A 26,463-nucleotide genomic window follows, 5' to 3' on the forward strand; every position below is an offset into this window, starting at 1 on the left:
ATATATGGCAACGGACAATATCCGGGGACTGGCAGCGCAGATCCTCACTGGCGTCGGCGGTCAAAGTAACATCAATAAACTTGAAAATTGTATGACTCGGGTCAGAATTGAAGTTTGTGATGAACAGTTACTGGATCTCCCCACCCTTAAAAAACTGGAAGGCGTTAAAGGCTACGTTAAGCAGGGGGATCAGCATCAGCTGGTGGTGGGTCCTGGTGCGGCTGCCAGGGTCGTCGATGCCATGCGCATTCAGATGCAGGGCAACGGCCAGCAGCAACCGTCGCCTGGTGTCGCCGGGGAGATGGCCCGCAATAAGGCGCAGGCCAAAGCCAAATATAGTGCGCCAATGAGCGGGATGTTACGTCAGTTGGCCAATGTGTTTATCCCGCTGATCCCGGCGTTTATCGCTTCCGGGCTGATTATGGGCATTATCAATCTGCTGAAACGGCCTGATATTGCTGGCAGCCTGGCGTTGAGTTATCCCAATATTCTCGGCCTGCTGGCGGTATTCGGCGGTGCCGTCTTTGCCATTATGAATATACTGGTCGGGGTCAATGCTGCCAGAGTATTCGGCGGTTCACAGGCGATGGGCGGGGTGATGGCCGGGATCCTTTCCAGTCCGCAACTGGCACAGATCACCTTGTTTGGCGAGGCGTTGCAACCCGGACGCGGCGGGGTGATTGCCGTATTGCTGGTGGTGGCGCTGATGTGCTGGATCGAAAAACGTCTGCGATTGTGGCTGCCCGAGTCGGTGGAGTTGATCCTTAATCCGTTATTGACCACGCTTATCACTGCCACCCTGGCTATTGTGATCCTGCAGCCACTGGGGGGCGTGATTTCCGATGCCATTGCGCAAGGGGTGAATCTGGCTATCGATCGCGGCGGTTTATGGGTTGGCGCGCTGCTGGCCGGGGCCTTTTTGCCGCTGGTATTGTCAGGTCTGCATCAGGGGTTGGTGCCGATCCATGTCGAGTTGATCCAGGCGCACGGTGCCAACCCGCTGCTGCCCATTTTGGCGATGGCCGGTGTCGGCCAAGTGGGGGCTGCGATTGCCATATTGATGAAAACCCGCAACGCACGCCTGAAAAAAGTGATCAAAGGGGCATTGCCGGTCGGTATCCTTGGCATTGGTGAACCGTTGATCTTTGGGGTGACCCTGCCCCTGGGGCGTCCGTTTATCGCGGCTTGTCTCGGCGGAGCGGTGGGAGGGGCGCTAATTTGCTACTGGAAGGTGGCCACGGTGATCACCTTTGGCATTTCGGGTTTACCTTTGGCGCTGACCATTATCTCCGGTAAAGTGATGCTCTATCTGGCAGGAACCCTGATCACCATGGTGGCTGGCTTTATTTTTACTTGGCTGATGGGATTCAACGATCCCGAGGAGTAACGCATTGAGCGCGAAAACGGATCGACGAGTGGTGTTTTTTGATCTTGATGGCACGCTGCATCAGCAGGATATGTTCGGCTCCTTTATGCGCTTTTTACTGTGGAGAATGCCGCAAAATCTGCTGTTGGTGATCCCTATACTGCCCATTGTCGCCGTTGGTATGGTGCTTTTTGGCCGTACTGAGCGCTGGCCGATGAGTCTGCTGCTGTGGGCCATTACTTTTGGTCATAGCGAAGCGCATTTAAAGGATCTCGAATTGCGTTTTGTAAACTGGTTTCGCCAGCAGGTGGTGGCCTTTCCGGTGGTGCAAATGCGTTTGCGTGACTATCTGGAGCGCGACGATGCCGAAGTGTGGCTGATCACCGGTTCACCTGAGCATCTGGTGCAGCAGGTTTACCATAGCTCGCCTTTTTTACCCCGGGTGCGACTGGTGGGCAGCCGCATTGCCCGCGCGCGTGGCGGTTGGGTGCTGCCGTTACGCTGTCTCGGCGAAGAGAAGGTCTCGCAGCTGGAGCAACGCCTCGGTTCCCCCCTAAAGCTGTATAGCGGCTATAGTGACAGTAAGCAGGACAACCCATTGCTGTTCTTTTGCGAACACCGGTTTCGGGTCAGTAAGCAAGGTGAGTTACAGCAATTAGAGTAAGACGACGCAAATCGATATATGATAGCGGCCGTTTTTATAGGGGTGAGGTTTACGTGACAGAGCAATACAGCGATCAGTACTGGATGCAGCGTGCGCTGGTTCTGGCTGCCAAAGCGCAGGACGAAGGCGAAGTGCCGGTTGGGGCTGTGCTGGTGTTGGACAACAAGGCGATTGGCGAAGGCTGGAACCGTTCCATTGGCTATCATGATCCTACTGCCCATGCGGAAATCATGGCGCTGCGGCAAGGCGGGTTGGTGGTGAACAACTATCGCCTGCTCGATGCCGTGATGTACATCACCCTGGAACCCTGCGTGATGTGTGCCGGTGCCATGGTGCACGCGCGTATTCGTCGCCTGGTGTATGGTGCCAGCGATTTGAAAACCGGCGCAGCCGGATCCCTGCTCGATGTCTTGCGCCATCCCGGTATGAATCATCAAATCGAGATCTGCAGCGGCGTGCTGGCTGAGGAGTGTTCGGCGCAGCTAAGCGAGTTTTTCCGCCTGCGCCGCTGTCAGCATAAAGCTTTGAAACTGGCACAGCGCGCTGCTTCCGACCCTCCTTAAGATTACCGTCGCATCAGCCGCCGGCATTTTTTAATTCGCTGGGTTTCACCGTGGGATAACCGGCTCCCAATTGCGCCTGCAAGGCGGCGGCCTGCGCTTTCTGTTTCTCTTTTTCCAGCAGATAGCCCACCAGGCTGATCTGATACTTGCGAATATTTTCAACATAATTGAAAGCCTGGGTGCCGCGGGCATAGCCATAAGTGGTTTTGCTGTAGTAGCGCTTCTGATTGAGCATCGGCAGGCGCTGTTTGACGTCAACCCAGCTGTCCGGATTGCCTTTTTGCTCGACGGTCAGTTGCCGGGCATCGAGCATATGGCCGTAACCCATATTATAGGCTGCCAGCGCAAACCAGACTTTATCGTCCTCGACAATGCTGGTCGGTAGTGAATCAATCAGGTGATTAAGATAGCGCGCGCCGCCGCGAATGCTCTGCTCGGTATCCAGGCGGTTATCCACTCCCAGCCCCTGGGCGGTGGCGCGAGTCAGCATCATCATACCGCGAACGCCAGTCGCTGAGGTAGCCTCGGGATCCCAGTGTGATTCCTGATAGGAAATGGCGGCCAGCAAGCGCCAGTCGATGCCGTCGGCGAACTTCTCAAACATCGGCTGCAGGCTGGAGAGCTTGCTATCAATGGTGTTGAGGAAGGTTCGAGTATCTACAAAGTCAAAATCGCCGACGTGGCCGAGATATTTCTCTTCCAGCCTTTCCAGCGTGCCGTCTTCTGCGATTTGGTTGAAAAAATCCAGCATTGCGGCATAGAGACTGTCGTCATCATTTTGTTTATTGAAGTACCAGGTAACCGGCTCATCCTCAGTGGCATCAAAGGCCACCGCCAGACGGGGATAAACCCGTTGCAGCAGCGCCACGGTAACCGAATCCCCCATTGTATATTTGAGTTTCCCCTGGGCGACCTGTTGCATCAGTTCCGACGGCGAATAGCGGTGGGTTACGCCCCAGTTGAGATCGGGAAACTTTGTCTTGGCGCTGGCCAGAGTGTCGATATGGGCCGCACCGGCAGAGACCACCAGAGAATTTTTAATATCGGCAAAGGATTTTGGGCGCGCCGATCCTTGTCGATAAAGCACCTGCTGGGATACCGAATAATATTCCGGCCCGCTGCGAAATGACTTTAGACGCTCTGGATTGTAAATCAGCCCCGACGCCAGTACGTCGGCTTTATGGTCTTGCAGATCGTTAAACAACTGCTCCACGTCTTTTCGCGGGGTGATCACCAGCTTTACGCCAAGATAGTCGGCGAAGCGGCTGGCTAATTCATAATCAAATCCCAGATCTCCATCAGGTCCGTTAAAAAAGGTCTGTGGAGAATTGAGCATGCTGACGCGCAATTCTCCGCGAGAAAGGATATTTTGCAGTTGGTCTCCCGACCCGCGTTGCCAGGGGATACTGGGCCATAAGGCCAGCGCCAGCAACAGGGTGATAAGACCAACGATCAAGTAGGTAATTTTTATGCGCGTCAAATAGTTATCTCTCTGCGGCGCTATTATTGTAATAAGCTAAAACAGTGTAAAAAATATGGCTAAATTCCCAGTGTCGACGCATTTTGCTCAACAAAACGGCAATCTGCAACTTTATTCCTGATTGACCATGTAAACTGTGTGGGTAAAGCTATTATTAATATTCCCTGCGCAAACGGTTTCGTCGCGCCCGAGGATTCTCTATAATAGCCCGCGTTTTCCCCCTGTTGCGCCCAATGAAGCACTACGGTCAGTTGCTTCGAAGACGAGAGAATATTTGATTATGGAAATACTGCGTGGTTCGCCCGCTTTGTCGGCTTTTCGCATTAACAAACTGCTTTCCCGTTTTCAGGAAGCACAGCTTCCGGTTAACGAGCTCTATGCCGAATTCGTACACTTCGCCGATGTCAGCGCTGCGCTGACCGCGGACGAACAAACCAAGTTGCAACGCCTGCTCAAATATGGTCCTTCTCTCGCTGAACATGCTCCCGTTGGCCGCCTGATCCTGGTCACGCCACGCCCGGGCACCATTTCTCCCTGGTCTTCAAAAGCCACCGATATTGCCCATAACTGCGGGTTGTCTCAGGTTGTGCGTCTTGAGCGCGGTCTGGCGTTTTATATCCAGGCACCACAGCTGACTGAAGCACAATGGCAGTCACTGGCCGCACTGTTGCATGACCGCATGATGGAAACGGTGTTTGGCGATCTGCATGAAGCTGAAAAACTTTTTGCTCAACATCAGCCCGCGCCAGTGCAACACGTTGATCTCCTCGGTGCCGGTCGCGTCGCGCTGGAGCAGGCCAATATCAAACTGGGTCTGGCGTTGGCGCAGGATGAAATCGATTATCTGCTTAACGCCTTTACGCAACTGGGTCGCAACCCGACTGACATTGAGCTGTATATGTTCGCGCAGGCCAACTCCGAACATTGCCGCCATAAAATCTTTAATGCCGACTGGGTTATCGACGGCAAAGAACAGCCTAAATCGCTGTTCAAAATGATCAAAAACACCTTTGAGCAGACCCCCGATTACGTCCTTTCGGCTTATAAAGACAACGCCGCAGTGATGGAAGGTTCAAAAGTCGGCCGTTTTTATGCCAACGCTGCCAGCGGTGTCTACGATTTCCATCAGGAAGATGCGCATATCCTGATGAAGGTAGAAACCCATAACCACCCGACGGCCATTTCCCCTTGGCCGGGTGCCGCTACCGGTTCCGGTGGCGAAATCCGTGACGAAGGTGCGACCGGTCGCGGTGCCAAACCAAAAGCCGGCCTGGTCGGTTTCTCGGTGTCCAACCTGCGTATCCCCGGCTTTGAACAGCCCTGGGAGCAGGACTTTGGTAAACCTGACCGCATTGTCACCGCGCTGGAAATCATGACCGACGGCCCTCTCGGCGGCGCGGCCTTTAACAATGAGTTTGGTCGTCCGGCGCTGCTGGGGTACTTCCGTACTTATGAAGAGCAGGTCAACAGCCATAATGGCTCAGAACTGCGTGGATATCATAAGCCAATCATGCTGGCGGGGGGCATTGGTAATATTCGTGCCGACCATGTGCAAAAAGGCGAGATCACCGTTGGAGCCAAACTGATTGTACTCGGTGGCCCGGCGATGAATATCGGTCTGGGCGGCGGCGCGGCATCTTCTATGGCCTCTGGCCAGTCTGACGCTGATTTGGACTTTGCGTCCGTACAGCGCGATAACCCGGAAATGGAACGCCGCTGTCAGGAAGTGATTGACCGCTGCTGGCAGTTGGGTGAAGACAACCCGATCCTGTTTATCCACGATGTCGGTGCCGGTGGCTTGTCCAATGCCATGCCAGAGCTGGTCAGTGATGGCAACCGCGGCGGTCGTTTCCAACTGCGCGATATTCTTAACGACGAACCGGGCATGAGCCCGTTGGAAGTCTGGTGCAACGAATCACAAGAACGCTATGTAATGGCCGTGGCTCCGGCGCAGCTTGAGCAGTTTGCTGCCATCTGCCGCCGCGAGCGCGCCCCTTACGCCGTGATTGGTGAAGCCACCGAAGAGCTGCATCTGACCCTGGAAGACAGCCATTTCGACAATCAGCCAATTGATATGCCGCTGGATGTGCTGCTGGGCAAAACCCCTAAAATGACCCGCGATGTGCAGACGCTGAAAGCGCTGGGCGATACGCTGGCGACAGAGCAGATATCCATTGCCGATGCGGTGCATCGCGTGTTGCATCTGCCTGCGGTCGCTGAGAAAACTTTCCTGATCACCATTGGCGACCGCTCGGTAACCGGCATGGTCGCGCGCGATCAGATGGTTGGACCCTGGCAGATCCCGGTAGCCGACTGTGCGGTTACCACCGCCAGCCTCGACAGCTACTATGGCGAAGCCATGTCACTGGGCGAACGTGCGCCAGTGGCCTTGCTGGACTTTGCCGCCTCTGCTCGTCTGGCGGTAGGTGAAGCACTGACCAACATTGCAGCCACTGAAATTGGCGGCCTGAAACGTGTCAAACTTTCTGCCAACTGGATGTCAGCGGCCGGTCACCCGGGTGAAGACGCCGGTCTTTACGCGGCAGTGAAAGCCGTGGGCGAAGAGCTTTGTCCGGCGTTGGGCATTACCATTCCGGTGGGTAAAGACTCGATGTCGATGAAAACCCGCTGGCAGGAAGGCAGCGAACAGCGGGAGATGACCTCGCCACTGTCGCTGGTGATCACCGCTTTTGCCCGTGTCGAAGACGTGCGCCACACCGTGACGCCGGAGCTGTGTACCGATAAAGGCGACAGCTCACTGCTGCTGATCGATTTGGGTGCCGGTCATAACGCACTGGGCGCTACAGCGCTGGCGCAGGTTTACCGCCATCTTGGTGAGAAACCGGCAGATGTGCGCAATGTCGAGCAACTGGCTGGCTTCTTTAATGCTATGCAGGCGCTGGTTAGCGAACAGAAACTGCTGGCTTACCATGACCGTTCAGACGGTGGCTTGCTGGTGACCCTGGCGGAAATGGCCTTTGCCGGCCACTGCGGGTTGACCGTTGATATCGCCGCTCTTGGCGAGTCAGCGCTGGCTGCCTTGTTCAACGAAGAGTTGGGCGCGGTGATCCAGGTACGTAATGAGCAGCGTGCAGAAGTGGAACAGCTGCTGGCCAGTCATGGTCTGGCGGACTGTAGCCATTATCTGGGCAGCGTCGAGTCTGGCGATCGCTTTGTGATCACCGCGGGCAACCAGCCGGTGTTCAGTGAAAGTCGCACCACCTTGCGTACCTGGTGGGCGGAAACCACCTGGCAGATGCAGCGCCTGCGTGATAACCCTGAGTGTGCCGATCAGGAACATCAGGCCAAAAAAGACAATAGCGATCCGGGTCTGAACGTTAAACTGACCTTCGCCCCGGCAGAAGACATTGCTGCCCCTTATATTGCCACCAACACCCGTCCTAAAGTGGCGGTACTGCGTGAGCAGGGCGTCAACTCGCACGTTGAGATGGCGGCTGCCTTCCACCGTGCCGGTTTTGACGCGGTTGACGTGCATATGAGTGATTTGCTGGCCGGACGTCGCGATCTGCAAGAGTTCCATACGCTGGTGGCCTGCGGTGGCTTCTCTTACGGTGATGTGCTGGGGGCCGGTGAAGGCTGGGCGAAATCAGTGCTGTTTAATCAACGGGTGCGTGATGAATTCGAAGATTTCTTCCATCGCCCGCAAACCCTGGCACTGGGCGTTTGCAACGGCTGTCAGATGATGTCCAATTTGAAAGAGCTGATCCCGGGTGCCGAGCACTGGCCACGCTTTGTGCGTAACCTGTCTGACCGCTTTGAAGCGCGTTTTAGCCTGGTTGAAGTCACCGCCAGCCCGTCTCTGCTGATGCAAGGCATGGCGGGTTCTCGTATGCCAATCGCCGTTTCTCATGGCGAAGGCCGCGTAGAAGTGCGTGATGTGGTGCATTTGTCCCAGTTGGAGCACGCCAATCTGGTTGCGCTGCGTTTTGTGGACAACAACGGTAATGTCACCGAGAACTATCCGCTTAACCCGAACGGTTCGGCCAACGGTATTACCGCGGTTACCAACCAGTCAGGACGTGTCACCGTAATGATGCCTCACCCTGAGCGTGTTTTCCGCACCGTGAGCAACTCCTGGCATCCTGATGCCTGGGGTGAAGATAGCCCATGGATGCGCATGTTCCGCAATGCGCGTAAGCAACTTGGCTAAGTGATCGGCCGGTTGTCATAATAAAAATCCACAGCGCTTAGGCCTGTGGATTTTTTTATGCATCTTTTGCAACACCAGGAATACTTTTGACAGCCTTGCTTACATTTGCCCTGTTAAAGTCGCTTGATCTCACGCGCTGTGCCGTCCTATCGTTATGTATCATCATACATAACGGTGGCATATTGTGTTTACACTGAATCAAAAACTGAAAAAAGCCGGTTCCGGCCTGTTGTTGTGCTCCTTATCCTTCGCGAGTCTTGCTGTTCAGGCGGCTGACAATATCAACGTCACTTACGCCGGTTCCATGGGCGTGGTCATGGATAAGTACCTGGGGCCAACCTTTGCCAAAGCGCAAAAGCTCAATTATCAAGGGCAGGGGCAAGGGGCTTACGGTATGGCCAATCTGCTCGCTTCCAAAAAAGTGGTGGCTGATGTTTTCGTCTCTATCACCCCGGGACCCATCGACGTGCTGAAAAAAGCCGGTCTGGTGGATACCTCGGTGCCGGTAGCCAGTACCAGTATGGTGATTGCCTACAATCCGAAAGGTAAATTTGCCCAGCAGTTTGCCGCCATAAAAGATCATCAGGCCGGGGCTAAACCCTGGTGGCAAGTGCTGCAAACACCGGGGCTGCATTTTGGCCGTACCGATGCTGCCACCGATCCGCAGGGGCAAAATATTATTTTCACCATGATGTTGGCTGAAAAATATTATCAGCAGCCCGGGTTGGCTAAAAAGGTGCTGGGTGAGGTCAACAACCCGCAACAGGTATTGGCCGAAGGCGGATTATTGACCCGTCTGGAAGCCGGTCAGGTGGATGCTGCTTCCGGTTATGAAAGCGCAACACGTTCAGCAAAACTGCCTTATATCGCTTTGCCGGATGAAATCAACCTCAGCAATCCGGAGATGTCGGCGAAATGGTATGACACGGTCAGTTTTGCCGTCAAAGATCATAACGGTAAAGACCAAACCCTGCATACGCAACCGCTGGTGTTCTATGCAGCCGTATTGAAAAATGCGCCTAACCCGGTAGCTGCAAAACGCTTTGTTGCCTTTATGCAGAGTGCCGAAGGGCAAAAAATCTTCCAGGAAAATGGTTATGACAAGCCTAAAGGCCATGACTTTTAACCTGGGTTATTAAGTTGACCTTTTCCTGACTGTGCCGTTATTTCGATCCGAGATAACGGCAATCTATTGCCAAGGTGACGCCGGATGATCAGTCTGTGGCTGGCCATTCCGGCCCTTGCCCTGTTAGCTATTCCCTTTATTACACTTATCTCGGTCACGCCGTGGCGCGGATTCCATCTGGCTTATGGTGACTGGCATTCCGTTACTGTCTCCCTGGGGCTAAGTGCCGTTTCTATCCCGATCATTATCCTGCTGGGCATCCCTCTGGCGCTGTGGATGGCGCGCAGCGACAGTCGCTGGCGTTCCTGGGTAGAAGCCTTTGTGATGGTCCCCTTGCTTACCCCGCCGTTGGCGATGGGCATCCTGCTGGTCTCGGTGTACGGGCCTTACGGCTCGCTTGGTGATGGGCTGTCGCGGCTGGGAATATCATTAACCAACAATGCCGCTGCCTTTGTGCTGGCGCAGGTTTACGGCGCATTGCCCTATTTTGTGATGTCTGCCCGCGCTGCCTTTGAAGGCGTGCCCCATGATGTCGAAGAGGCCGGCAAAACGCTGGGGGCCTCACGCTGGCATATTCTGAGCAAACTGACCTTGCCGATTGCTTCTCGCGGGCTGGCAACCGGTCTGGCTATTGCCTGGGTCAGGGTCATTGGTGAGTTTGGCATTGTGCTGGTGTTCTGTTATTTCCCCCAGGGTATCCCGGTAAAACTGTTTATTAACCTGCAAAATGACGGGGTGGATTCCGTCTACTCCTTATTGTGGATATTATTGATTACCACCTTACCCTTTCCATTATGGTGTTTTTCACGTATGGGCAAGCGCAAAAAAGAGTATCCAGGAGTTAGCTGAGCGCGATTGATCCCTTAGCGGCAATGGGAAAAATAGCGATATGGTTATGATATTTGCTTATAAAAATATTATTTTCAGGAAGGGGTGTTGTGAGATTTATCTTAAAAACATCATTTTATCTTAATGATCATTACTTATTTGTAATAACTTTCAATAAGTTAGCATAAAAGTATTTATATATTAAACTTCCGTTTATGATTGTTAAATAAGTAGTGGGGTATCATTCAACAGTTGAATAGTTTCCTTTTTATTTATTTATGTTGATCGATAATATTATGCTTAAGTCTTTATTGTTCTGCTTGCTTATCACCCCGGTAATTGCAGAAGCTGCAGCCCCTGTACAGACGAGTGAAAACACATCGTCTGCCACCCATTCCGGGTTTAATCGCTGGTGGAGCTCCTGGAAAAACGATGTTGCTACCACCTGGCAGTCGCCCCAACATCAGGATCTCTATTTCCCCGCCATTACCTGGCATAATCGTGCCACCTACGATCGGGCAAAAATCGATCGTTATAACGAACGCCCATGGGGCGGTGGTTACGGTATTTCCCGTTATGATGAAAACGGTGACTGGCACGGCCTGTATTTTATGGCTTTTAAGGATTCGTTTAATAAATGGGAACCTATCGGTGGCTATGGCTATGAAAAAATATGGCGTCCGCTGCAAGACCCGGAGTTTAAATTAGGCCTGGGTTATACTGCCGCCATTACTGCCCGGGATAACTACAACTATATACCTCTGCCACTGATCCTGCCGTTGGCCTCGGTAGGTTATGATCGCTTTACCTTTCAGGCGACCTATATTCCGGGTACCCATAATAACGGCAACGTATTTTTTGCCTGGGTAAGATTTCAATTCTGATTCTTTTCTCTGCCACCTTTGCGCTGTGAGCGAGATCTCCCCCGATCGCAGCGCAAAGCTCTATGCTTATTCTTGTTTGTTGATTATTTGTTATATCAAAGCAGGACTTTCAATCCCAAGGAGAAGCGCGTGACATTATCCCCCCGCAATAAGGCCTTAACCGCTCTGGCCTGTGTATTATCCCTTGCTTTACCTGCTGCTGCGGCCACTGGCAATCTTGAACTGCAGCAGGTGTTAATCATGAGTCGCCATGGCATTCGTGCTCCGCTGGTGAATTACGGTGATGCACTGGCTGAAGCGACGCCACATACCTGGCCGGTATGGCAGACCCCGGGGGGATTGCTGACCCCGAAAGGCGGACAGGTTGAAGAGCAGGTAGGGCACTATTTCCGTACCTGGCTCAGTGACAACAAACTGTTGCCGGTGAAAGGCTGCCCTGAGAAGGGGCAGCTATTTACCTATGCCAACAGCCTGCCGCGCACTATTGATACCGCAAAACATTTTGTCAGCGGTGCCTTTCCCGGCTGTGATGTGCCAGTGGTCAATCGGGTTGCCGTCGGCACTATGGACCCGGTATTTAATCCGATTATTACTGCTGAAATCAGCGATAAATTTAAAGCAGATGCTCTTGCCTCCATTGCGCAACACGCCGGGCAGGGTGGTATTGACGGCTTAAACCAGCGGTTAAAACCCAATTATGCGCTGCTTGAACAGGTGCTGGATTACCGCAATGGCAAAGCCTGTAAACAAGATAAAGCCTGCGACCTGGCAGCACAGCCTTCTGCCGTGGTATTGACCCAGGGCAAAGAGCCGGGGATCACCGGCCCTCTGCGGCTGGCAACCGGTGCCAGCGATGCCTTTATGCTGCAATACTATGAGGGTTTTGCTCCCAGGCAGATTGCCTGGGGAAAAGTCACCAGCGCGGAGCAATGGCGCAAGCTGGAGGATTTGAAAAATCTCTACCATGAAACGCTGTTTGGGTCACCGGCTATTGCCGCCAATGCCGCTGCGCCTCTGTTGACCTTTATTGCCGGTGCCCTGGATAAATCCCAGGCAAAAACTGCCGATCAACAGGCGGCGGCGCAAGCGCGGGTTACGCTGTTGGTTGGACATGATTCCAATATTGCTTCTTTGCTGGCGGCATTAAAGAGCAAGGATTACAGCTTGCCGGGGCAGTATGAGCGTACGCCGATCAGCGGGGCGGTAGTATTTCAGCGCTGGTACGATAAAAAAGCGGCTAAAAACCTGATGAAAATTGAGTATATTTACCCTACTGCGAAACAAATACGTAACAACGGCCCCTATGGCGCAAAAAATAGTCTGCATCATGTGGTATTAGAAATCGCCGGTTGCCCGGTTGATAAGCAAGGCTTTTGTGATGAAGATGCCTTTAACGCGGCACTAAAAAAGGATCTTAAAAGCTAGGCAATACTTCGCGGGTACAGTAGATCGCATTTTATTACATTTTAGTAACATATTTTTCACCAATTCGATCTACAATACTGACTGGAAATGCCCCGGAAGTAAGAAATCTCTCTCTGTCAGATGAGTTTGTTCTGCCCGCCTTTATGGCGGGCATTTTTTTATCTGGCACCATCACCCGGTTAGTATTTATGCCTTCAGCTGGTTTTGTAACTTGCTGATATCACGACGCGGCGGCGCACCAAATAAGCGGGCATATTCCCGGCTAAACTGTGATGCGCTGGCATAGCCCACGCGAAAAGCTACGTTCTCCGCTGACATCTCTCCTGATAACAATAAATTGCGGGCTTCCAGCAAGCGGATCTTTTTCTGAAATTGCACGGGGGTCATGGACGTTAGCGCCCGGAATTGACGATGAAAAGCGGTGGCACTTAATCCTGCCGCATTTGCCAGATCGTCGATACGCAGAGTTTGATCAAAATGATCGCGGATGGTATGCACCGCTGCAATCAGCCGATGATTGCGTTCCCCGCCCAACACCCTTTGTGCCAGCATTGCCCCCTGTGGTCCGGCCAGCAGCCAATAACAGAGTTCACGCATCACTCCCGGATAAAGCACGGTAATGGCGGCAGGTGAGGAGAGCAGTTTCAGGGCGCGCATAACGCACTCAATCAACGCTGGCGTCAGGGAAAGTACCAGCGCGGCGTTCACTGTACTGGCCGGTGGCGCAGGCGGGGTGGGCATACTGTGGTACACCTCGCTCATGATCGCCAGATCAAGAGTGATCACCGCACACAGATAAGGCGCTTCTGCGCTGGCGTCGATAATTTGGCTGCTGCCGGGCATTTCAACGCTGACCAGCATCGCTTCACCAGCGCGATAGGTCAGACGTTCATCACCAAAACTGGTCCATTTGCTGCCCTGCGCCACGATGCATAGCGCGGGTTTATGCACCAGATGGCTGGGATGGCGGTGGGGCTGTGAGCGTAGCAGGATCAGACCGTCGATCTCGCTAAAGCAGGGACTTTGCCCGCCTCGCTGATCAATGACCTCCTCGATAGCTTCGCACAATGGAGTTAATTCACGCATGCCGATTTTCCTGATGATCGTTATTGGCAATTTACGCGTGCAGGTGGGATTGGGCAAGAACTCGCTGCTTATCGGCATGGGCAGAGAGAGGCGGGCCGCTTATGATCATTATCACTGTCCACACTCGAGAAGGAAATAATCATGACCCATACCACCCTAAACGCCATTGCCCTGATCACTGGCGGCAGTCGCGGTCTTGGCCGCAGTACGGTGCTTGCTCTTGCTGCCAGAGGTGTGCGCAGCATTTTTACTTATCATAGCAATCGGGCAGAAGCCGAGCAGGTGGTAGCTGCCACTGCTGCTGCCGGATACCCGGCCATCGCCCTGGCGCTCGATAGCGGCAACACAGAACGCTTTCCCGAATTTGTCAGTCAGGTGAAAACGGTGCTGAGTGAAATGGGCGCCGAGCGTTTTGATTATCTGGTAAATAATGCCGGGATTTCTCACCATAATTCGCTGCAAAACACCGCGGAAGCAGAGCTGGATTTACTTTATCAGGTCAACTTCAAAGGGCCTTTTTTTCTCACCCAGCAACTGTTGCCATTGATTAATGACGGTGGGCGGATCGTCAATATTTCCTCCGGACTTACCCGTTTCAGCGTCGCCGAGAGCGGTCCTTATGCGGCAATGAAAGGGGCGCTGGAAGTCTTTACCCGTTATCTCGCCAAAGAGCTGGGTCCACGCCACATCACTGCCAACACGGTAGCGCCGGGGGCGATTCAGACTGACTTTAGCGGTGGCATGGTGCGAGATAACCCACAGGTCAATCAAATGGTTGCCAGCATCACTGCCCTCGGGCGTGCGGGCGTGGCGGATGATATTGGCCCGATGGTGGCAGCGCTGCTTTCCGAAGATAATCGTTGGGTCAATGGCCAGCGTATCGAAGTTTCCGGTGGCGCTTTGCTCTGAGTGTCAGGCCAGGGGGGATTGTCCGCAGGCCGGGTGCCTGCGGACTGATATTAATGGGTTTCTATCGGATAATCTTCGTTGATATCACCCCATTCCGCCCAGGCACCATCATAAATTTGCACCTGATCCGATCCCAGTAAATGCAAGCCAAACAGCAGCGCGGCGGCAGTCACCCCGGATCCACAGCTGGCGATGGTCGGCTGGGTAATATCAACCCCCAGACGAGTAAAGGTCTCTTGCAGCGCCTGCGGTGACTTGATATGACCCGCTTCGGTCAGTTCGGTAAAGGGCACACTAAGGCTACCGGGAATATGCCCACCGTGCAGACCGGGGCGTGGCTCCGGCGCTTCGCCTTTAAAACGGCCCAGCGAGCGGGCGTCAATAATCTGTGTATTGCCGATCGCCTGTTTTACTTGCGCAGCGTTGACCACCACTTCGCGCTGCAAGCGGGCAATAAAATGTCCAGGCGGCAGCGTTTCTTCACCGCTATGCAACGGCTTGCCCTCGTTGAGCCAGGCATTGAGCCCACCGTCGAGAATACGTACGTTGCTGGCGCCAAAACTGGTCAGCATCCACCAAACGCGGGGAGCGGAAAACAGATCACCCTCATCATAGACAATTATCGTGCTGTCATGACTGACGCCGCGCTGGCTCATCGACTGGCTGAATGCTTCTGCGCTCGGCATCATATGCGGCAGCCCGGTGGTGCAATCGGAAATGGCATCGACTTCGACGTAGATCGCGCCGGGAATATGGGCTTCGAGATAGTTGCCATAAAAATCAATCGCCGGAGTGATCCCCGGTTTGGATTTACGACAGTCGATAATAACCAGGCCAGGTTGTTCAAGATGCGCAGCCAGCCAGTCGGTTGAAACGATAGATGAACTCATGATAGTGCTGATCCTGTAGTGAGTATGCGTTATACGGAGGCGTTATTACGGTAAATCGCCGGGTATCAGGGAGTAGACCCAGGCGTCCCGAGGTTGCCCGCGCAGGTAAAGACGATTACGGTGCAGGCCTTCCGACACGGCACCCGATTTTTCGGCCACGCGACAGCTGCGTAGATTGCCGGACATGGCAACAATCTCCAGGCGCGTCATGCCCAGTTCGTCAAAAGCAAAACGGGCTATGGCCTTGACGGCGGTGACGGCCAGCGAACGGCCGGTGCTATCGCTGCGGATCCAGTAGCCTATATTGGCGGTTTTATATTCCGGCACGATACGATTAATGGCCACTGAACCGACAATCCTGCCACTGTCCAGTTCATACAGACAAAAGCGATATTCCTGGCCGCGTTGGCGTTTAACGTAGGAATCAAGCAGGTATTGCCGGCTGTCTTCCAGGCAATAGTTTTCGCTGCACCAGCTTTCCCAGACGCCGATCTCGCGGATCGAAGTGTGTATGGCATCGAAATGTAAAGGCGCTTCCAGTTCATTAGGAAAACGAATTTCCAGACTGGCATCCTGGTAAATCAGTCGACTAAACATACCTGATGATCCCCTGCGATTCATATTGTTAACCTTATCAGGCAGACTCACATATCCTCACTGAGGATGTCAATTAACGGTTCTACCGCCACTAGCTGACGTGCCGATCCTCGCTTTGTTCAACCAGCATCACCAGACGAAGTTCACTGCTGCCCGCCGGCACCAGGGTTTGCTGGTGATAACAAATCTGGCCACGCAGCGGATGCTGAAAGCGGCGTTCACCGCCCTGGCGGGCCAGCACTTCTTGCTGCGTCCACCAGCGATTAAATACGCTGCTTTCCTCGCGTAGTGTCAGGACTAACTGTCGAAGAGTCTCGGAATGGGCGTAATGGCTGGTCTCGGCACGAAACTCGGCCACTACGCGCTGTGCTCTGGCCTCCCAGTCAATCAGCAGCGTTTGCGCCAGGGGATGGAGAAACATAAAACGCAGCAAATTTGGCTGCGGATCGCGTTCCAGCCAGCCAGCAAACAGCTGCCCGGCATGACTATTCCATGCCAGCATATTCCAGCAACTGTCGATCAGGTAGCCGGGGCAATTAAGCAGATGCACACAATGGGACAGGTGGCTATCGGCAGCCTGGGCCGCAGGACGCGCCTGGGGGTTTTTCACCCCGGCCAGCGTAAACAGGTACTCCTGTTCCGCCGGGCGTAAGCGTAGCGCCTGTGCCAGTCGGGCAAGGGCGGCGGCAGAGATAGAAACCTCCCGTCCCTGTTCGATCCAGGTATACCAGGTGGTGCTGATACCGCTGATTTGTGCCAGTTCTTCCCGCCGCAAACCGCTGGTTCTGCGCCGGGACACCTGAGGCAATCCTACCATTTCTGGTGTGGTACGTTCGCGATGAGCGCGTAAGAATGCGCCTAAGGCTTTGGGGCCGGTCAAAGGATCAATGGTGGTCATCAGCACACTCGTTTTTTAACCAGGGAGTAACTCATACCAGTATAAATGGTCATATTGTACCCGTATAGGGCCAGGTGTAGAGTGTTTTTACGCCTGTTCCCCCGCGATAAAGAGAAACGCAATGGATAATAAAAACAGTCATACGCAAGATGTAAATCACAAGTTTAGCCCACATGCCGGAAATTATTTAACCAGTCAGGTCCATGCCCAGGGGGCCGATTTGCGGCAACTGGCGAGCTTGCTGGCACCTTACCCCGAGGCGCGGGTGGTGGATCTGGGTTGCGGGGCCGGGCATGCGAGTTTTACCGCAGCCAGTGCTGTCGGCTCGGTGATCGCCTATGATTTGTCACAACCGATGCTTGAGGTAGTCAGGCAGGCTGCGGCAGAAAAGGGATTGCATAATATTGATGTGCAGCAGGGATACGCCGAGTGTTTGCCTTTTGCCGATGGCAGCATAGATATTGTCATCAGTCGCTATTCGGCGCACCACTGGCATGATGTCGGCCAGGCACTGCGTGAGGTTCGCCGCGTACTGAAACCTGGCGGCAAAGTGATTATCATGGATACCTGTTCACCGGGACATCCGCTGCTCGACGTGCATTTGCAGACCGTCGAGAAACTGCGTGATACCTCGCACGTACGCAGCTATGCCACCGGCGAATGGTTGCAGATGTTTAATGAGGCCGGTTTGCGCATTAGCCAATTGTCGACAGACAGACTGACGCTGGAATTCTCCAGCTGGGTCGCGAGATTAAGCACGCCAGAACATTTTGTGCTGGCCATTCGCCAGTTACAGCAAGTGTCTTCGCAAGAGGTGGTTGACTACTTTGCCATTCAGCCTGATGGCACCTTCCAGACCGATATTGTGCTGATTGAAGGCAGCCGCAGCTAGATCTTATGGCAAATAAACGGGTAACGGGCCAGGTGATGGCCCGTCAATTCAGGCTTTTTTGTTAAATAGTCGGCTGGTCACCAGCACTACCGCCAGCACTATGGCACCGACCAGAATACCCACCAGCAGATCTGCCGCGCCGGTTATCAGTGAATTAACCCATCCCTGATGGCCGGCGGTCAGGTCTGCAAGCAGATGATGTATAAAAGGCAGGCCGTGGCTGATAATACTGCCGCCGACTAAAAACATCGCAAAGGTACCCACCACCGACAGGGTTTTCATCAGCAAGGGAGCGGCATTGACAATAGTCGCGCCGCTGCGCCGTACCACCGACATAAAAGCGCCTTCACCGCGGAGCTGGCTTAAATACAGACCCGCATCGTCGATTTTTACAATCCCGGCCACCAGTCCGTAGACGCCAAAAGTCATCACCACGGCAATGGTCACCATGACCATCACCTGGTCGATAAAGGCGGCAGACGACACCGTACCCAGGGAAATAACAATGATTTCGGCAGAGAGAATAAAATCGGTCCGCACAGCCCCTTTTATTTTGTCTTTTTCCGTTTTGGCCGCATCTGCCGATGACTTTTCCCCGGCGCTGGCCTCGGTTTTTTCCGCAACAGATTCAGGCTTATGCGGCAGTAATTTATGGGCGATTTTTTCAAAGCCTTCATAGCATAGATAAGCGCCACCAATCATCAGCAACGGGGTGATGGCCCAGGGGGCAAAGGCACTGATCAACAGCGCCAGAGGCACCAGAATGGCTTTATTGATAAGCGATCCTTTCGCCACTGCCCAGACAATAGGTAACTCTCGGTCTGCCTTGACCCCGGAAACCTGTTGCGCATTGAGCGCCAAATCATCGCCCAATACACTGGCGGTTTTCTTTGCCGCCACTTTGCTCATGGCGGCGACATCGTCAAGAATAGAGGCGATATCGTCGATTAATGCCAAAAGGCTGGTTCCTGCCATAGAGACTCCCTGAAAGATTGGCGACATCCGTTACTGGCAACGGCGTCCTGGTAAATATAGGGTTCAGGCCTGTTAACAGCTTGCAGGCAATGTGAATCAACTGCGTCTACCCTAGAGCGAAATTTACAATTAAAACCCTTAAAAGAATCATAACAGCGATTGCTATCAGACGTCGATGTATGCGAGTGTGGGGGGAGACTGTCCATTCCCTGCTGTCGCTTTTCTCCTGGCCTGCACAACACCTTATTACCTTGCTGTTCGCTCAATTGTTATGAAATTTTTATTATCATTTCCTCCATATTTTCGTCATAAAACTTAATGTTTTTTACTTGCCATGACGTCGCCTTGCATTGCTTTGTTGATAATGAGTTCAGGAGCACATCCTGTTATTAAGCAACAGCAACCTGCCCAATAATTTACAATCGAGGCGTTAATCATGAAAATCTTACCTTTATTTGCCGCAGCACTGATCACCACCGCATCTTTTTCTGCTCTGGCAGCAACACAAATCAGCGATGCTCAGGCCCAAGGCAGCAATTATCAGTCCCTTGGCGTGGTGGATGTCCGCCAGGATAATACCGCCGACTTAAGCCTGAAGGCGGCCATGAATGAAAAAGCCGAAGAAGCCGGTGCCAGCCATTACCGGGTAATTGGTATCAGCACACCGGGAGATTCAAGTCTGGCAAGAGCCAGCGTTGAGCTCTATCGATAAGCTGTAATTATCCGTCAGGTGCGACAAGGGCTTGCCCTGCTAAATCGCATCTGACGGTTGTACTCCCCGGTTGACGTTTTGCAGATTTTTTTATTACTCTTTGTTTGAATATCCGCTATATTTCCCGTAAGCCATTTCATTCACTATTCCACAGATTGCCTTTTCCTGCTTATGCGATCGTTCGTTTTCATCCCAAGTTAAAAAATGTAAGCTAACGACGAGGGCTTATTTTCTATTAGGCCCGAAGTTTATGAACACGCCAATAATTAAGATGTTTCTTATATAGAAAGTGCGCTGCAAACCTGTCTAAAAATAATGGATGTTATTGCTTGTTCATTAAGAATTTTTTGGTGTGATAGTGGTCTACTTCCCCAGGGGGTTATAAACATGCTAAATGCAACAAGACTAACTATCAATGCAACAAAAATAACCATCAAGAACCAGTTTTCCTATCTGCAGAACTTTATCTCTTCACCACGCACTGTCGGGACCTTGGCACCTTCTTCGCCGTGGTTGTGTCGGGCGATGTTAAATCAGGTGGACTGGAGCAAAACGCTGAACATTGCCGAACTCGGTGCCGCAGATGGTGTGCTGACCAAACGCATTCTTGACACTATGCGCGCCGATGCCCAGCTACAGGCTTTTGAAATACAGCCAAATTTTGTCCATAAACTCAATATGCTCGACGATCAGCGTTTGCAAGTCATGGCTCACTCGGCTGAGCATCTTGCGGGTGATTTTGATGTGGTGTTTTCTTGCCTGCCACTGCTTTCTATTCCCGTGCGTACCAGTATGAGAATTTTGCAGCGTACACAGCAGCGCTTGAAAGAGAACAATGGGGTAATGATTCAGTTTCAGTACAGTCATTTGTCGGAAAAGATGTTATCGCGCTATTTCACCTGGAAAAAAATTCGTGTAGTAAAAAACTTTCCACCGGCACTGGTATATATATGTAAGCCCATATAATTCAATACATTGTCATGTAAATTTATTTTTACACCCCGTTTACAGGGATTGCCAATTTATTTTTTATCGGTATGATGCCAAGCTTGAAATTGTAGAGTGAACCTGATGATCAGGCGTTGTCAGCGGTGAGGGATCCGTGGATTGGGCTTTTTCTCTGTTTTAAAGACAGCTAGCGGTTTTTATTACGTTAGGTTCAAAGAGTTTCCTGGCACATAAGGATAGCGGTAATGACGCAACCCATTTTCATGATAGGCGCTCGTGGCGCAGGTAAAACAACGGTCGGCAGGGCGCTTGCACAGGTGTTGCAGTATGACTTTGTTGATACCGATATTTATTTGCTGCACACCTCGCAGCTGAGCGTTGCCGACATTGTTGCCCGTGAAGGTTGGTCAGGTTTTCGTCGTCGTGAAACTCAGGCACTACAAAATATCAGCGCGCCTAATACCGTAGTGGCCACCGGCGGCGGGGCCATTTTGTCAGCGGAAAATCGGCAGTTTATGCGCGAGAAGGGGACGGTAATTTATCTGCGCTCTCCGGCCTCCACCCTGGCGCTCCGTCTTGAAGATGCCCCCCTGCAGGACCAGCGTCCTACGCTGACCGGTAAACCCATTAATGAAGAGATCTCGCAAGTGCTCAACGAGCGTGAAGCCCTGTATCAGGAAGCTGCCCATTTTATTATGGACGGTACGCAAAACCCTTCTGTGGTTGTGAGCGATATCCTCGACGTTCTTGCGCTGCAAATCGCGCGATAATCTGTCCCTTCCCCAAGCTGAAAGGAGGCGTTGGCCGCCTCCTGCCGCAAAGATCAATGACCGTCTATACTTAGCGATACTCGTCATTATTTACAGGAGTATCTATGCCTACCAAACCCCCTTATCCACGCAAAGCTGACATTATCACCGTTGAAAAAGGGCAGCCTGGTCAGACGGAAACCTGGTACCAACTGCGTGCCGACCATCCCAAGCCGGATACGTTAATCAGTGAGCACGAGACCAGGCAAGAGGCGGAAGACGCCAAGCGCCGCTATGAGGATGAAAGTATCAGCTAGCCAGGTCAGGGGGCTGCCTGTTGCCAAACGCCGGGCAGCGCCTTATTATCAACTGCCTTTTTTACCGCCATCGAAACGTTTCTCTTGTCGATAAAATAGAGCAAAAAATCGTCATTAGCTATATTTTTGGCGTTTATAACTGGTTGTGAATAATTTGTTAGTAAGCTGTCCCGGCGATACTCCGTGGAGAGAGATGATTCACTGCCGCTAGCACCTTAGAAAAAAATAAACTGCTTGACGCTAAACCGTATCAGCATTAATTTTTGTTTCACTTAATCAGGAACTCAGTTCCTAATAGTGGAACTCGAATTGTGACAACACTAGAAAACGCAGCCGCAGTGCTTAAGCTCTTTTCGCAAAAGGGCATCAGACAGGGGCATCCTGGTCTCTCTTTCAGTGATGTTGTCGAACAGTTGGCAATGCCAAAAAGCACCGTTTCGCGCCTTTTGGTGACCATGGAGACGGAGGGGCTGCTGGAAAGGGATCCTGACTCGCGATTGTACAAGATTGGTCGCTTGTTGCTGGCGGTCTCCAGCCATTACCTCTGTACGCCATTAGTGGATGCCGCTTCTCCCTATATGGCGCAGCTTAGCAAGCAGACTCAATGCACCGGCTATGTGTCGATGCTTGAGGATCGGGACATTATGGTGATGCGCATGTTCCCGGGGCGTACTTATTTACAGGTTATCACCCCGGCAGGCAGTTTGTTGCCTGCCGCAGAAACCTCTATCGGTCGCGCCATGTTGGCCAGATATAGCGACCAACAGGTGATAGCACGTTATCGAGAAGGCTATCGGGTGAACTCGCCCAACTCGCCACAGACGCTGGATGCCTTACTCAAGTGTCTGTCCGAGATCCGCGAAACCGGCTGGTCTTTTGCCCATAACGAAACCCTGCAGGGGATCAGCGGTCTGGCAACCAGTATTGCCAATAAGCACCGCAATGAGATGGTAGGTTTGGGGTTATCTTTTCCTTCGCCGCGTGATGGCGATGCCTTACCGGCGGGGATACGTGAAGGGATAGTGTCGGTCACTCGGCAACTTGCCGAAAAGTTGGGCGATGAATATTGGCAATGAAGTTAGTCAGAGCCTGATAGCTCGTCGCAAAAAGAGAGGTCTGTCAGACAAGTAGAATATTGTGTCAACACCAGGGCTCCTGTGAGCCATATTAATAAATAAGTAGGCTTGCAAATAAAGCCAGCAAATACGCGGTTGTTTTGGAAGTTGTGTCTGTTCGACACCTGCCGCGAGCATTAGAGAACAAGTGTCATGATGGTGCGACAACCCCGCACAGACTTACCTGGTGCGAAAACCTGCCCTTGTAAGGTGCGGATGTTGTCGACCCGTTTGCACGACTGACGCAAACCACACAAGTGACACTGTTTTAGTGACGAAATTTGCCATTGAAGTGGCAAAAGAGTCTGGACACGGCACCGGCCAATTCTTCGATGCTGATGAATACCACCTGTTGTTGTCGCTGTATGGAAGCTTGCGTCACCCGCAAAGCAGAGACTAATAAGATGATCACTTCCTTTGTTACCTTGACCGTAGGTCAGACCCCGCGCAGTGGCATTATGCCGTTACTGGATGAATACCTTCCTGCTGAACAGGTCACCCATACCGGTCTGCTCGACGGCATGACGCGAGAACAAATTGAACAGGATTTTTCCCCCGAGTCAGGGGAGGACATGCTGGTCTCTTGCCTGCTGGACGGCTCGCAGATCAGTCTGTCATCTGCTCGCGTTGAGCAGGCACTACAGCAAAAAATTAACTGGCTGGAAGGCGAAGGATGCGACACGATTTTGTTGCTCGGCACCGATGAGTTTCATCATCTGCGTGCCCGGCAGGCGATGTTGCTTGAACCTGACCGTATTATCCCGCCGTTGATTGGCGCTATTGTCGGTAACAACCAGGTCGGGATTGTTGTCCCGGCCGCCTCGCAAATTGAAAACCAGGCTGGCAAGTGGCTAAAATTGGCCAAGAAACCCTGTTTTGCGGCGGCCAATCCTTACCTTGACGATGAGCAAGGGTTAATCGATGCCGCACTCTCCTTGCGCGCCCAGGGGGCTCAGGTGGTAGTGCTGGACTGTATCGGCTACCAGCACGCCCATTGCGATATTATCCAAAAGCAGCTGGATGTGCCGGTAATGCTGTCTAATACCCTGCTTGCCAAACTGGCTTCAGAGCTGCTGATGTAAAACCACCGCCCTGACAACGGCTGATCAAAACCGGGACAATTGCCCACAATGGCAGTTGACGACGCTAAAATCAATCGGCGACTTGCCGCTTTGCGGGGCAAGTCGACTGTCACTCATCCGACAATAAAAATCAGTGACAGAAGCTTGCCTCTGCCCATAATATGGAGTTTCTGAAATGTATCGCGAAGGGCCAATCTATGTTGAAAAATAATGAGTATTTTAGCGGGAAAGTTAAGTCGATTGGTTTCGACAGCGACAGTACCGGTGCTGCCAGCGTTGGGGTGATGGAAGCGGGTGAGTACACTTTTGGTACCGCCAAGCCGGAAGAGATGACCGTAGTCAGCGGTTCATTAACCGTATTATTGCCAGGTTCGCCAGATTGGCAACGTTTCACACCGGGTGAAACTTTTTACGTACCAGCAAACAGCGAGTTTAACCTGCAGGTTGCCGAAACCAGTTCTTATTTGTGTAAGTACCTGTCGAAGTAAGTGATGGGGTAAGGGTATTGCGCGTAAGCAATACCCTTCATCCTGCAATCTGCTGTGTTGGCTGCAGGTTAACCTCCCCCTAGGGGAGGATTATTTTTGTGCTTCGCCGCCCAGGGCTTCAATCAAATTGCTAATCAATGCCGCCAGTTCACCGGTCATCAGAATAAAATCGGCATCAAAACGCTGTGCGTAATCTTCGCGGTCAATATCATCATTCTGTTCACGGATCACATCGGCAAATTTCAAACGCTTGATGCTGCCGTCATCGGCCAACACGATCTGAATACGTTCCTGCCAGTCAACCGCCAGTTTGGTCACCACTTTGCCATTTTCGATATGGGTGGCAATTTCGTCGCTGACCAAGGCCTGTTTTTTGCAGCGGATCACGCCACCGTCTTCCAGAATCGCTTTCAGCTCCGCTTCGTCCTGCAGGGTAAAACCTGCTGGCGTCTGACCCGAGCGTACCCATTCGGTTAACGTCAGCTCGATAGGGTTTTCCATGGTTAACGGTACTACGGGTAATGAACCCAGGCTTTTGCGCAGCAGGGCTAGCATGTCTTCGGCTTTCTTGGCGCTGCCGGCATCAACCATAATCAGACCGTTAACGGTATCGAGCCACATAAAGGTTTGGCTGAAGCGGCTAAAAGCGCGCGGCATCAGACTATGCAGCACTTCGTCTTTCAGCGAATCTTTTTCGGTTTTCTTGAGTTTACGATGTTGCTCGCCTTCGATTTGCTCGATTTTGGCCTGCAGCTCCTGCTTGATCACCGGAGAGGGCAGAATTTTCTCTTCTTTACGCGCACAAATCAGGATCTGTCCGCCGCTGACGTGAGTCAGGGCATCGCCACCGTGAGAACCCATAGGTGAAACCCAGCCAGTTTTTGCCATATCCTGGCTACCGCATGGGGTAAAAGTGAAGGCGGCAAGCTGTTTTTCCATCTCATCAGCAGACAGTGAGATTTCACGGCTTAAGCGGTAAACCAGTAAATTTTTAAACCATAACATAATGTTATCCCTGTCTCGTCACGCTCGATGCGCAAAAATAAATGCTAAGCAGGGCGGCATGATAACCAATTGAGCGCCATCAGTCGTTAACAAAAAATTGTTGGCCTTCAATAGAGAGCGTTTATCATTAACGCTGCATTTGAGCCATATTGTTATAAGCTTATGGGTAAAAATAGTCGGCAGGGGAGACAGCTTGTGCGTATAGGAATCGATCTCGGTGGGACGAAAACAGAAGTGATTGCGTTGTCAGATGAAGGGCAGGAGCTGTTTCGCAAACGGGTGGATACTCCACATAATGATTATCCGCGAACGTTACAGGCGATTGCCGATCTGATTGCGGATGCTGAACAGGCCACCGGACACCGCGGCAGCGTAGGGCTAGGCATTCCTGGAACCCTGTCGCCCTTTAGCGGCAAAGTAAAAAATGCCAATTCAGTCTGGTTAAATGGACAAAAACTGGACGAGGACCTGGCTCTGCTGCTCGGTCGTGAAGTGCGCATTGCCAATGATGCCAACTGCCTGGCGGTTTCCGAGGCAACCGACGGCGCGGGTGCCGGCCAAAAAACGGTGTTTGCGGTGATTATCGGCACAGGTTGCGGTTCCGGGATTGCTCTTGATGGCGTGGCGCATGCCGGTGGCAATGGCAATGCCGGGGAATGGGGACATAATCCTTTACCCTGGCCCGATGACGATGAAATTCACTTCCAGCATGAAGTCCCCTGTTACTGCGGAAAAATCGGCTGTGTCGAAACTTTTGTCTCGGGCACCGGTTTTATGGAAGATTACTTCCGACTCTCTGGACAGCGTCTGAAAGGGGCGGAGATTATTCGGCTGGTGGCGCAGGATGATGCCATTGCCGAGCTGGCGCTGGGACGTTATGAACGCCGACTGGCCAAGGCATTGGCCAATGTGGTCAATATTCTTGATCCGGACGTTATCGTCCTCGGCGGTGGTATGAGCAACGTCGATCGTCTCTATCAGACTCTGCCTTTGTTAATCAAACAGTGGGTATTTGGCGGTGAGTGTGAAACGCCGATCCGCAAAGCGGTGCACGGTGATTCCAGCGGTGTTCGCGGTGCTGCCTGGTTATGGCCGCAGGGGCGTTTTTCCTTATAAACAATGAGTTGCTTTAACGATGGGCTGCGCATCAGCCCCGATAGATACCGTTAACCACCTCGGCTGATAAGGGTTTTATCCGCTTATCAACAAGAAGATCAGTCGATTAAAAATCGATTCTGATTTCGATGATGGCGGTCTGAATATTTTTATGGCGTAATACCGCCATAAAAATTG

Annotated in this window: 26 protein-coding genes; 19 read left to right on the top strand and 7 right to left on the bottom strand. The window is 52.4% G+C overall.

The features are described from left to right. Window positions 1-4 precede the first annotated feature (4 nt). Genes GW590_RS04080 through tadA form a run of 3 tightly spaced genes read left to right on the top strand, consistent with a single transcriptional unit; the run spans window position 5 to window position 2,593 of the window. Window positions 5-1,387: a PTS transporter subunit EIIC gene (locus GW590_RS04080; protein ID WP_169401752.1), complete on the top strand. Its 1,383-nt coding sequence runs from the start codon at window positions 5-7 to the stop codon at window positions 1,385-1,387. A 4-nt stretch (window positions 1,388-1,391) separates the two neighbouring features. After that, complete coding sequence (yfhb, locus tag GW590_RS04085) at window positions 1,392-2,030, top strand: phosphatidylglycerophosphatase C (protein ID WP_169401753.1); 639 nt, start codon at window positions 1,392-1,394, stop codon at window positions 2,028-2,030. Between the two features lie 14 nt (window positions 2,031-2,044). Beyond that, window positions 2,045-2,593 carry a tRNA adenosine(34) deaminase TadA gene (gene tadA, locus GW590_RS04090; protein WP_169402108.1) on the top strand — a complete coding sequence of 183 codons (549 nt, stop codon included), beginning with the start codon at window positions 2,045-2,047 and terminating at the stop codon, window positions 2,591-2,593. A 13-nt stretch (window positions 2,594-2,606) separates the two neighbouring features. On the opposite strand, the gene mltF is transcribed toward tadA, so the two are convergent. After that, window positions 2,607-4,073 (bottom strand): membrane-bound lytic murein transglycosylase MltF, encoded by a 1,467-nt coding sequence (gene mltF / locus GW590_RS04095; protein ID WP_169401754.1) that lies wholly within the window; start codon window positions 4,071-4,073, stop codon window positions 2,607-2,609. Between the two features lie 280 nt (window positions 4,074-4,353). Here mltF and purL point away from each other — a divergent pair, with 280 nt between their 5' ends. The 5 genes from purL to agp all read left to right on the top strand — a co-directional run bounded on the left by purL (window position 4,354) and on the right by agp (window position 12,507). Further along, window positions 4,354-8,244: a phosphoribosylformylglycinamidine synthase gene (purL, locus tag GW590_RS04100; RefSeq protein ID WP_169401755.1), complete on the top strand. Its 3,891-nt coding sequence runs from the start codon at window positions 4,354-4,356 to the stop codon at window positions 8,242-8,244. A gap of 193 nt (window positions 8,245-8,437) precedes the next feature. After that, the gene (locus GW590_RS04105) at window positions 8,438-9,370 is read left to right on the top strand and encodes an extracellular solute-binding protein (protein ID WP_169402109.1); all 933 of its coding nucleotides are present in this window, start codon (window positions 8,438-8,440) and stop codon (window positions 9,368-9,370) included. An 84-nt stretch (window positions 9,371-9,454) separates the two neighbouring features. Beyond that, window positions 9,455-10,219: a molybdate ABC transporter permease subunit gene (locus GW590_RS04110; RefSeq protein WP_169401756.1), complete on the top strand. Its 765-nt coding sequence runs from the start codon at window positions 9,455-9,457 to the stop codon at window positions 10,217-10,219. 272 nt (window positions 10,220-10,491) lie between these two features. After that, entirely contained in the window at window positions 10,492-11,082 is a 591-nt protein-coding gene (gene pagP / locus GW590_RS04115) for a lipid IV(A) palmitoyltransferase PagP (protein ID WP_408014912.1), read from the top strand. A 129-nt stretch (window positions 11,083-11,211) separates the two neighbouring features. Further along, the gene (gene agp, locus GW590_RS04120; protein WP_169401758.1) at window positions 11,212-12,507 is read left to right on the top strand and encodes a bifunctional glucose-1-phosphatase/inositol phosphatase; all 1,296 of its coding nucleotides are present in this window, start codon (window positions 11,212-11,214) and stop codon (window positions 12,505-12,507) included. Window positions 12,508-12,693: 186 nt separating this feature from the next. Here the strand turns inward: agp and GW590_RS04125 are convergent, their stop codons facing one another. Further along, window positions 12,694-13,593: an AraC family transcriptional regulator gene (locus GW590_RS04125; RefSeq protein ID WP_169401759.1), complete on the bottom strand. Its 900-nt coding sequence runs from the start codon at window positions 13,591-13,593 to the stop codon at window positions 12,694-12,696. 141 nt (window positions 13,594-13,734) lie between these two features. On the opposite strand from GW590_RS04125, the gene GW590_RS04130 reads away from it, so the two are divergent. Then, a complete protein-coding gene (locus GW590_RS04130; protein WP_169401760.1) occupies window positions 13,735-14,502 on the top strand; it encodes an SDR family NAD(P)-dependent oxidoreductase in 768 nt (255 codons plus the stop codon). Between the two features lie 50 nt (window positions 14,503-14,552). On the opposite strand, the gene sseA is transcribed toward GW590_RS04130, so the two are convergent. From sseA to GW590_RS04145, 3 genes are all read right to left on the bottom strand, one after another. Next, a complete protein-coding gene (sseA, locus tag GW590_RS04135; RefSeq protein ID WP_169401761.1) occupies window positions 14,553-15,392 on the bottom strand; it encodes a 3-mercaptopyruvate sulfurtransferase in 840 nt (279 codons plus the stop codon). A gap of 45 nt (window positions 15,393-15,437) precedes the next feature. After that, a complete protein-coding gene (locus GW590_RS04140) occupies window positions 15,438-16,013 on the bottom strand; it encodes a GNAT family N-acetyltransferase (protein ID WP_235955854.1) in 576 nt (191 codons plus the stop codon). A 67-nt stretch (window positions 16,014-16,080) separates the two neighbouring features. Further along, entirely contained in the window at window positions 16,081-16,887 is an 807-nt protein-coding gene (locus tag GW590_RS04145) for a helix-turn-helix transcriptional regulator (protein WP_169401762.1), read from the bottom strand. Window positions 16,888-17,008: 121 nt separating this feature from the next. Between GW590_RS04145 and GW590_RS04150 the strand changes: the two genes are divergently transcribed. Further along, window positions 17,009-17,779, top strand: coding sequence for a class I SAM-dependent methyltransferase (locus GW590_RS04150; RefSeq protein WP_169401763.1), 771 nt, complete (start codon window positions 17,009-17,011; stop codon window positions 17,777-17,779). A 48-nt stretch (window positions 17,780-17,827) separates the two neighbouring features. Here GW590_RS04150 and GW590_RS04155 read toward each other — a convergent pair whose 3' ends face one another. After that, window positions 17,828-18,754, bottom strand: coding sequence for a DUF808 domain-containing protein (locus GW590_RS04155; RefSeq protein ID WP_169401764.1), 927 nt, complete (start codon window positions 18,752-18,754; stop codon window positions 17,828-17,830). Between the two features lie 436 nt (window positions 18,755-19,190). On the opposite strand from GW590_RS04155, the gene GW590_RS04160 reads away from it, so the two are divergent. The 8 genes from GW590_RS04160 to ppnP all read left to right on the top strand — a co-directional run bounded on the left by GW590_RS04160 (window position 19,191) and on the right by ppnP (window position 24,165). Further along, window positions 19,191-19,466 (top strand): YdgH/BhsA/McbA family protein, encoded by a 276-nt coding sequence (locus GW590_RS04160; RefSeq protein WP_169401765.1) that lies wholly within the window; start codon window positions 19,191-19,193, stop codon window positions 19,464-19,466. 387 nt (window positions 19,467-19,853) lie between these two features. Beyond that, on the top strand, window positions 19,854-20,432 hold the full coding sequence (locus GW590_RS04165; protein ID WP_169401766.1) for a class I SAM-dependent methyltransferase: 579 nt from the start codon (window positions 19,854-19,856) through the stop codon (window positions 20,430-20,432). Between the two features lie 227 nt (window positions 20,433-20,659). Continuing rightward, window positions 20,660-21,184: a shikimate kinase AroL gene (gene aroL, locus GW590_RS04170; RefSeq protein ID WP_169401767.1), complete on the top strand. Its 525-nt coding sequence runs from the start codon at window positions 20,660-20,662 to the stop codon at window positions 21,182-21,184. 104 nt (window positions 21,185-21,288) lie between these two features. Further along, window positions 21,289-21,480 (top strand): protein YaiA, encoded by a 192-nt coding sequence (gene yaiA, locus GW590_RS04175; RefSeq protein WP_169401768.1) that lies wholly within the window; start codon window positions 21,289-21,291, stop codon window positions 21,478-21,480. 311 nt (window positions 21,481-21,791) lie between these two features. After that, a complete protein-coding gene (locus GW590_RS04180; RefSeq protein ID WP_169401769.1) occupies window positions 21,792-22,556 on the top strand; it encodes an IclR family transcriptional regulator in 765 nt (254 codons plus the stop codon). A gap of 310 nt (window positions 22,557-22,866) precedes the next feature. Next, window positions 22,867-22,995, top strand: a complete 129-nt coding sequence (locus GW590_RS04185; RefSeq protein ID WP_408014908.1) for a DUF1177 family protein — start codon at window positions 22,867-22,869, stop codon at window positions 22,993-22,995. Window positions 22,996-22,999: 4 nt separating this feature from the next. Continuing rightward, the gene (locus tag GW590_RS04190) at window positions 23,000-23,677 is read left to right on the top strand and encodes an AroM family protein (RefSeq protein ID WP_169401770.1); all 678 of its coding nucleotides are present in this window, start codon (window positions 23,000-23,002) and stop codon (window positions 23,675-23,677) included. 197 nt (window positions 23,678-23,874) lie between these two features. Then, the gene (ppnP, locus tag GW590_RS04195) at window positions 23,875-24,165 is read left to right on the top strand and encodes a pyrimidine/purine nucleoside phosphorylase (RefSeq protein WP_169401771.1); all 291 of its coding nucleotides are present in this window, start codon (window positions 23,875-23,877) and stop codon (window positions 24,163-24,165) included. Window positions 24,166-24,255: 90 nt separating this feature from the next. Here the strand turns inward: ppnP and rdgC are convergent, their stop codons facing one another. Further along, on the bottom strand, window positions 24,256-25,170 hold the full coding sequence (gene rdgC, locus GW590_RS04200; protein WP_169401772.1) for a recombination-associated protein RdgC: 915 nt from the start codon (window positions 25,168-25,170) through the stop codon (window positions 24,256-24,258). A gap of 195 nt (window positions 25,171-25,365) precedes the next feature. Here rdgC and mak point away from each other — a divergent pair, with 195 nt between their 5' ends. After that, window positions 25,366-26,286 carry a fructokinase gene (gene mak, locus GW590_RS04205; RefSeq protein WP_169401773.1) on the top strand — a complete coding sequence of 307 codons (921 nt, stop codon included), beginning with the start codon at window positions 25,366-25,368 and terminating at the stop codon, window positions 26,284-26,286. The last annotated feature ends 177 nt before the right edge of the window (window positions 26,287-26,463 follow it).

It is taken from the genome of Rouxiella aceris, assembly GCF_012933545.1.
Taxonomy (GTDB): domain Bacteria; phylum Pseudomonadota; class Gammaproteobacteria; order Enterobacterales; family Enterobacteriaceae; genus Rouxiella; species Rouxiella aceris.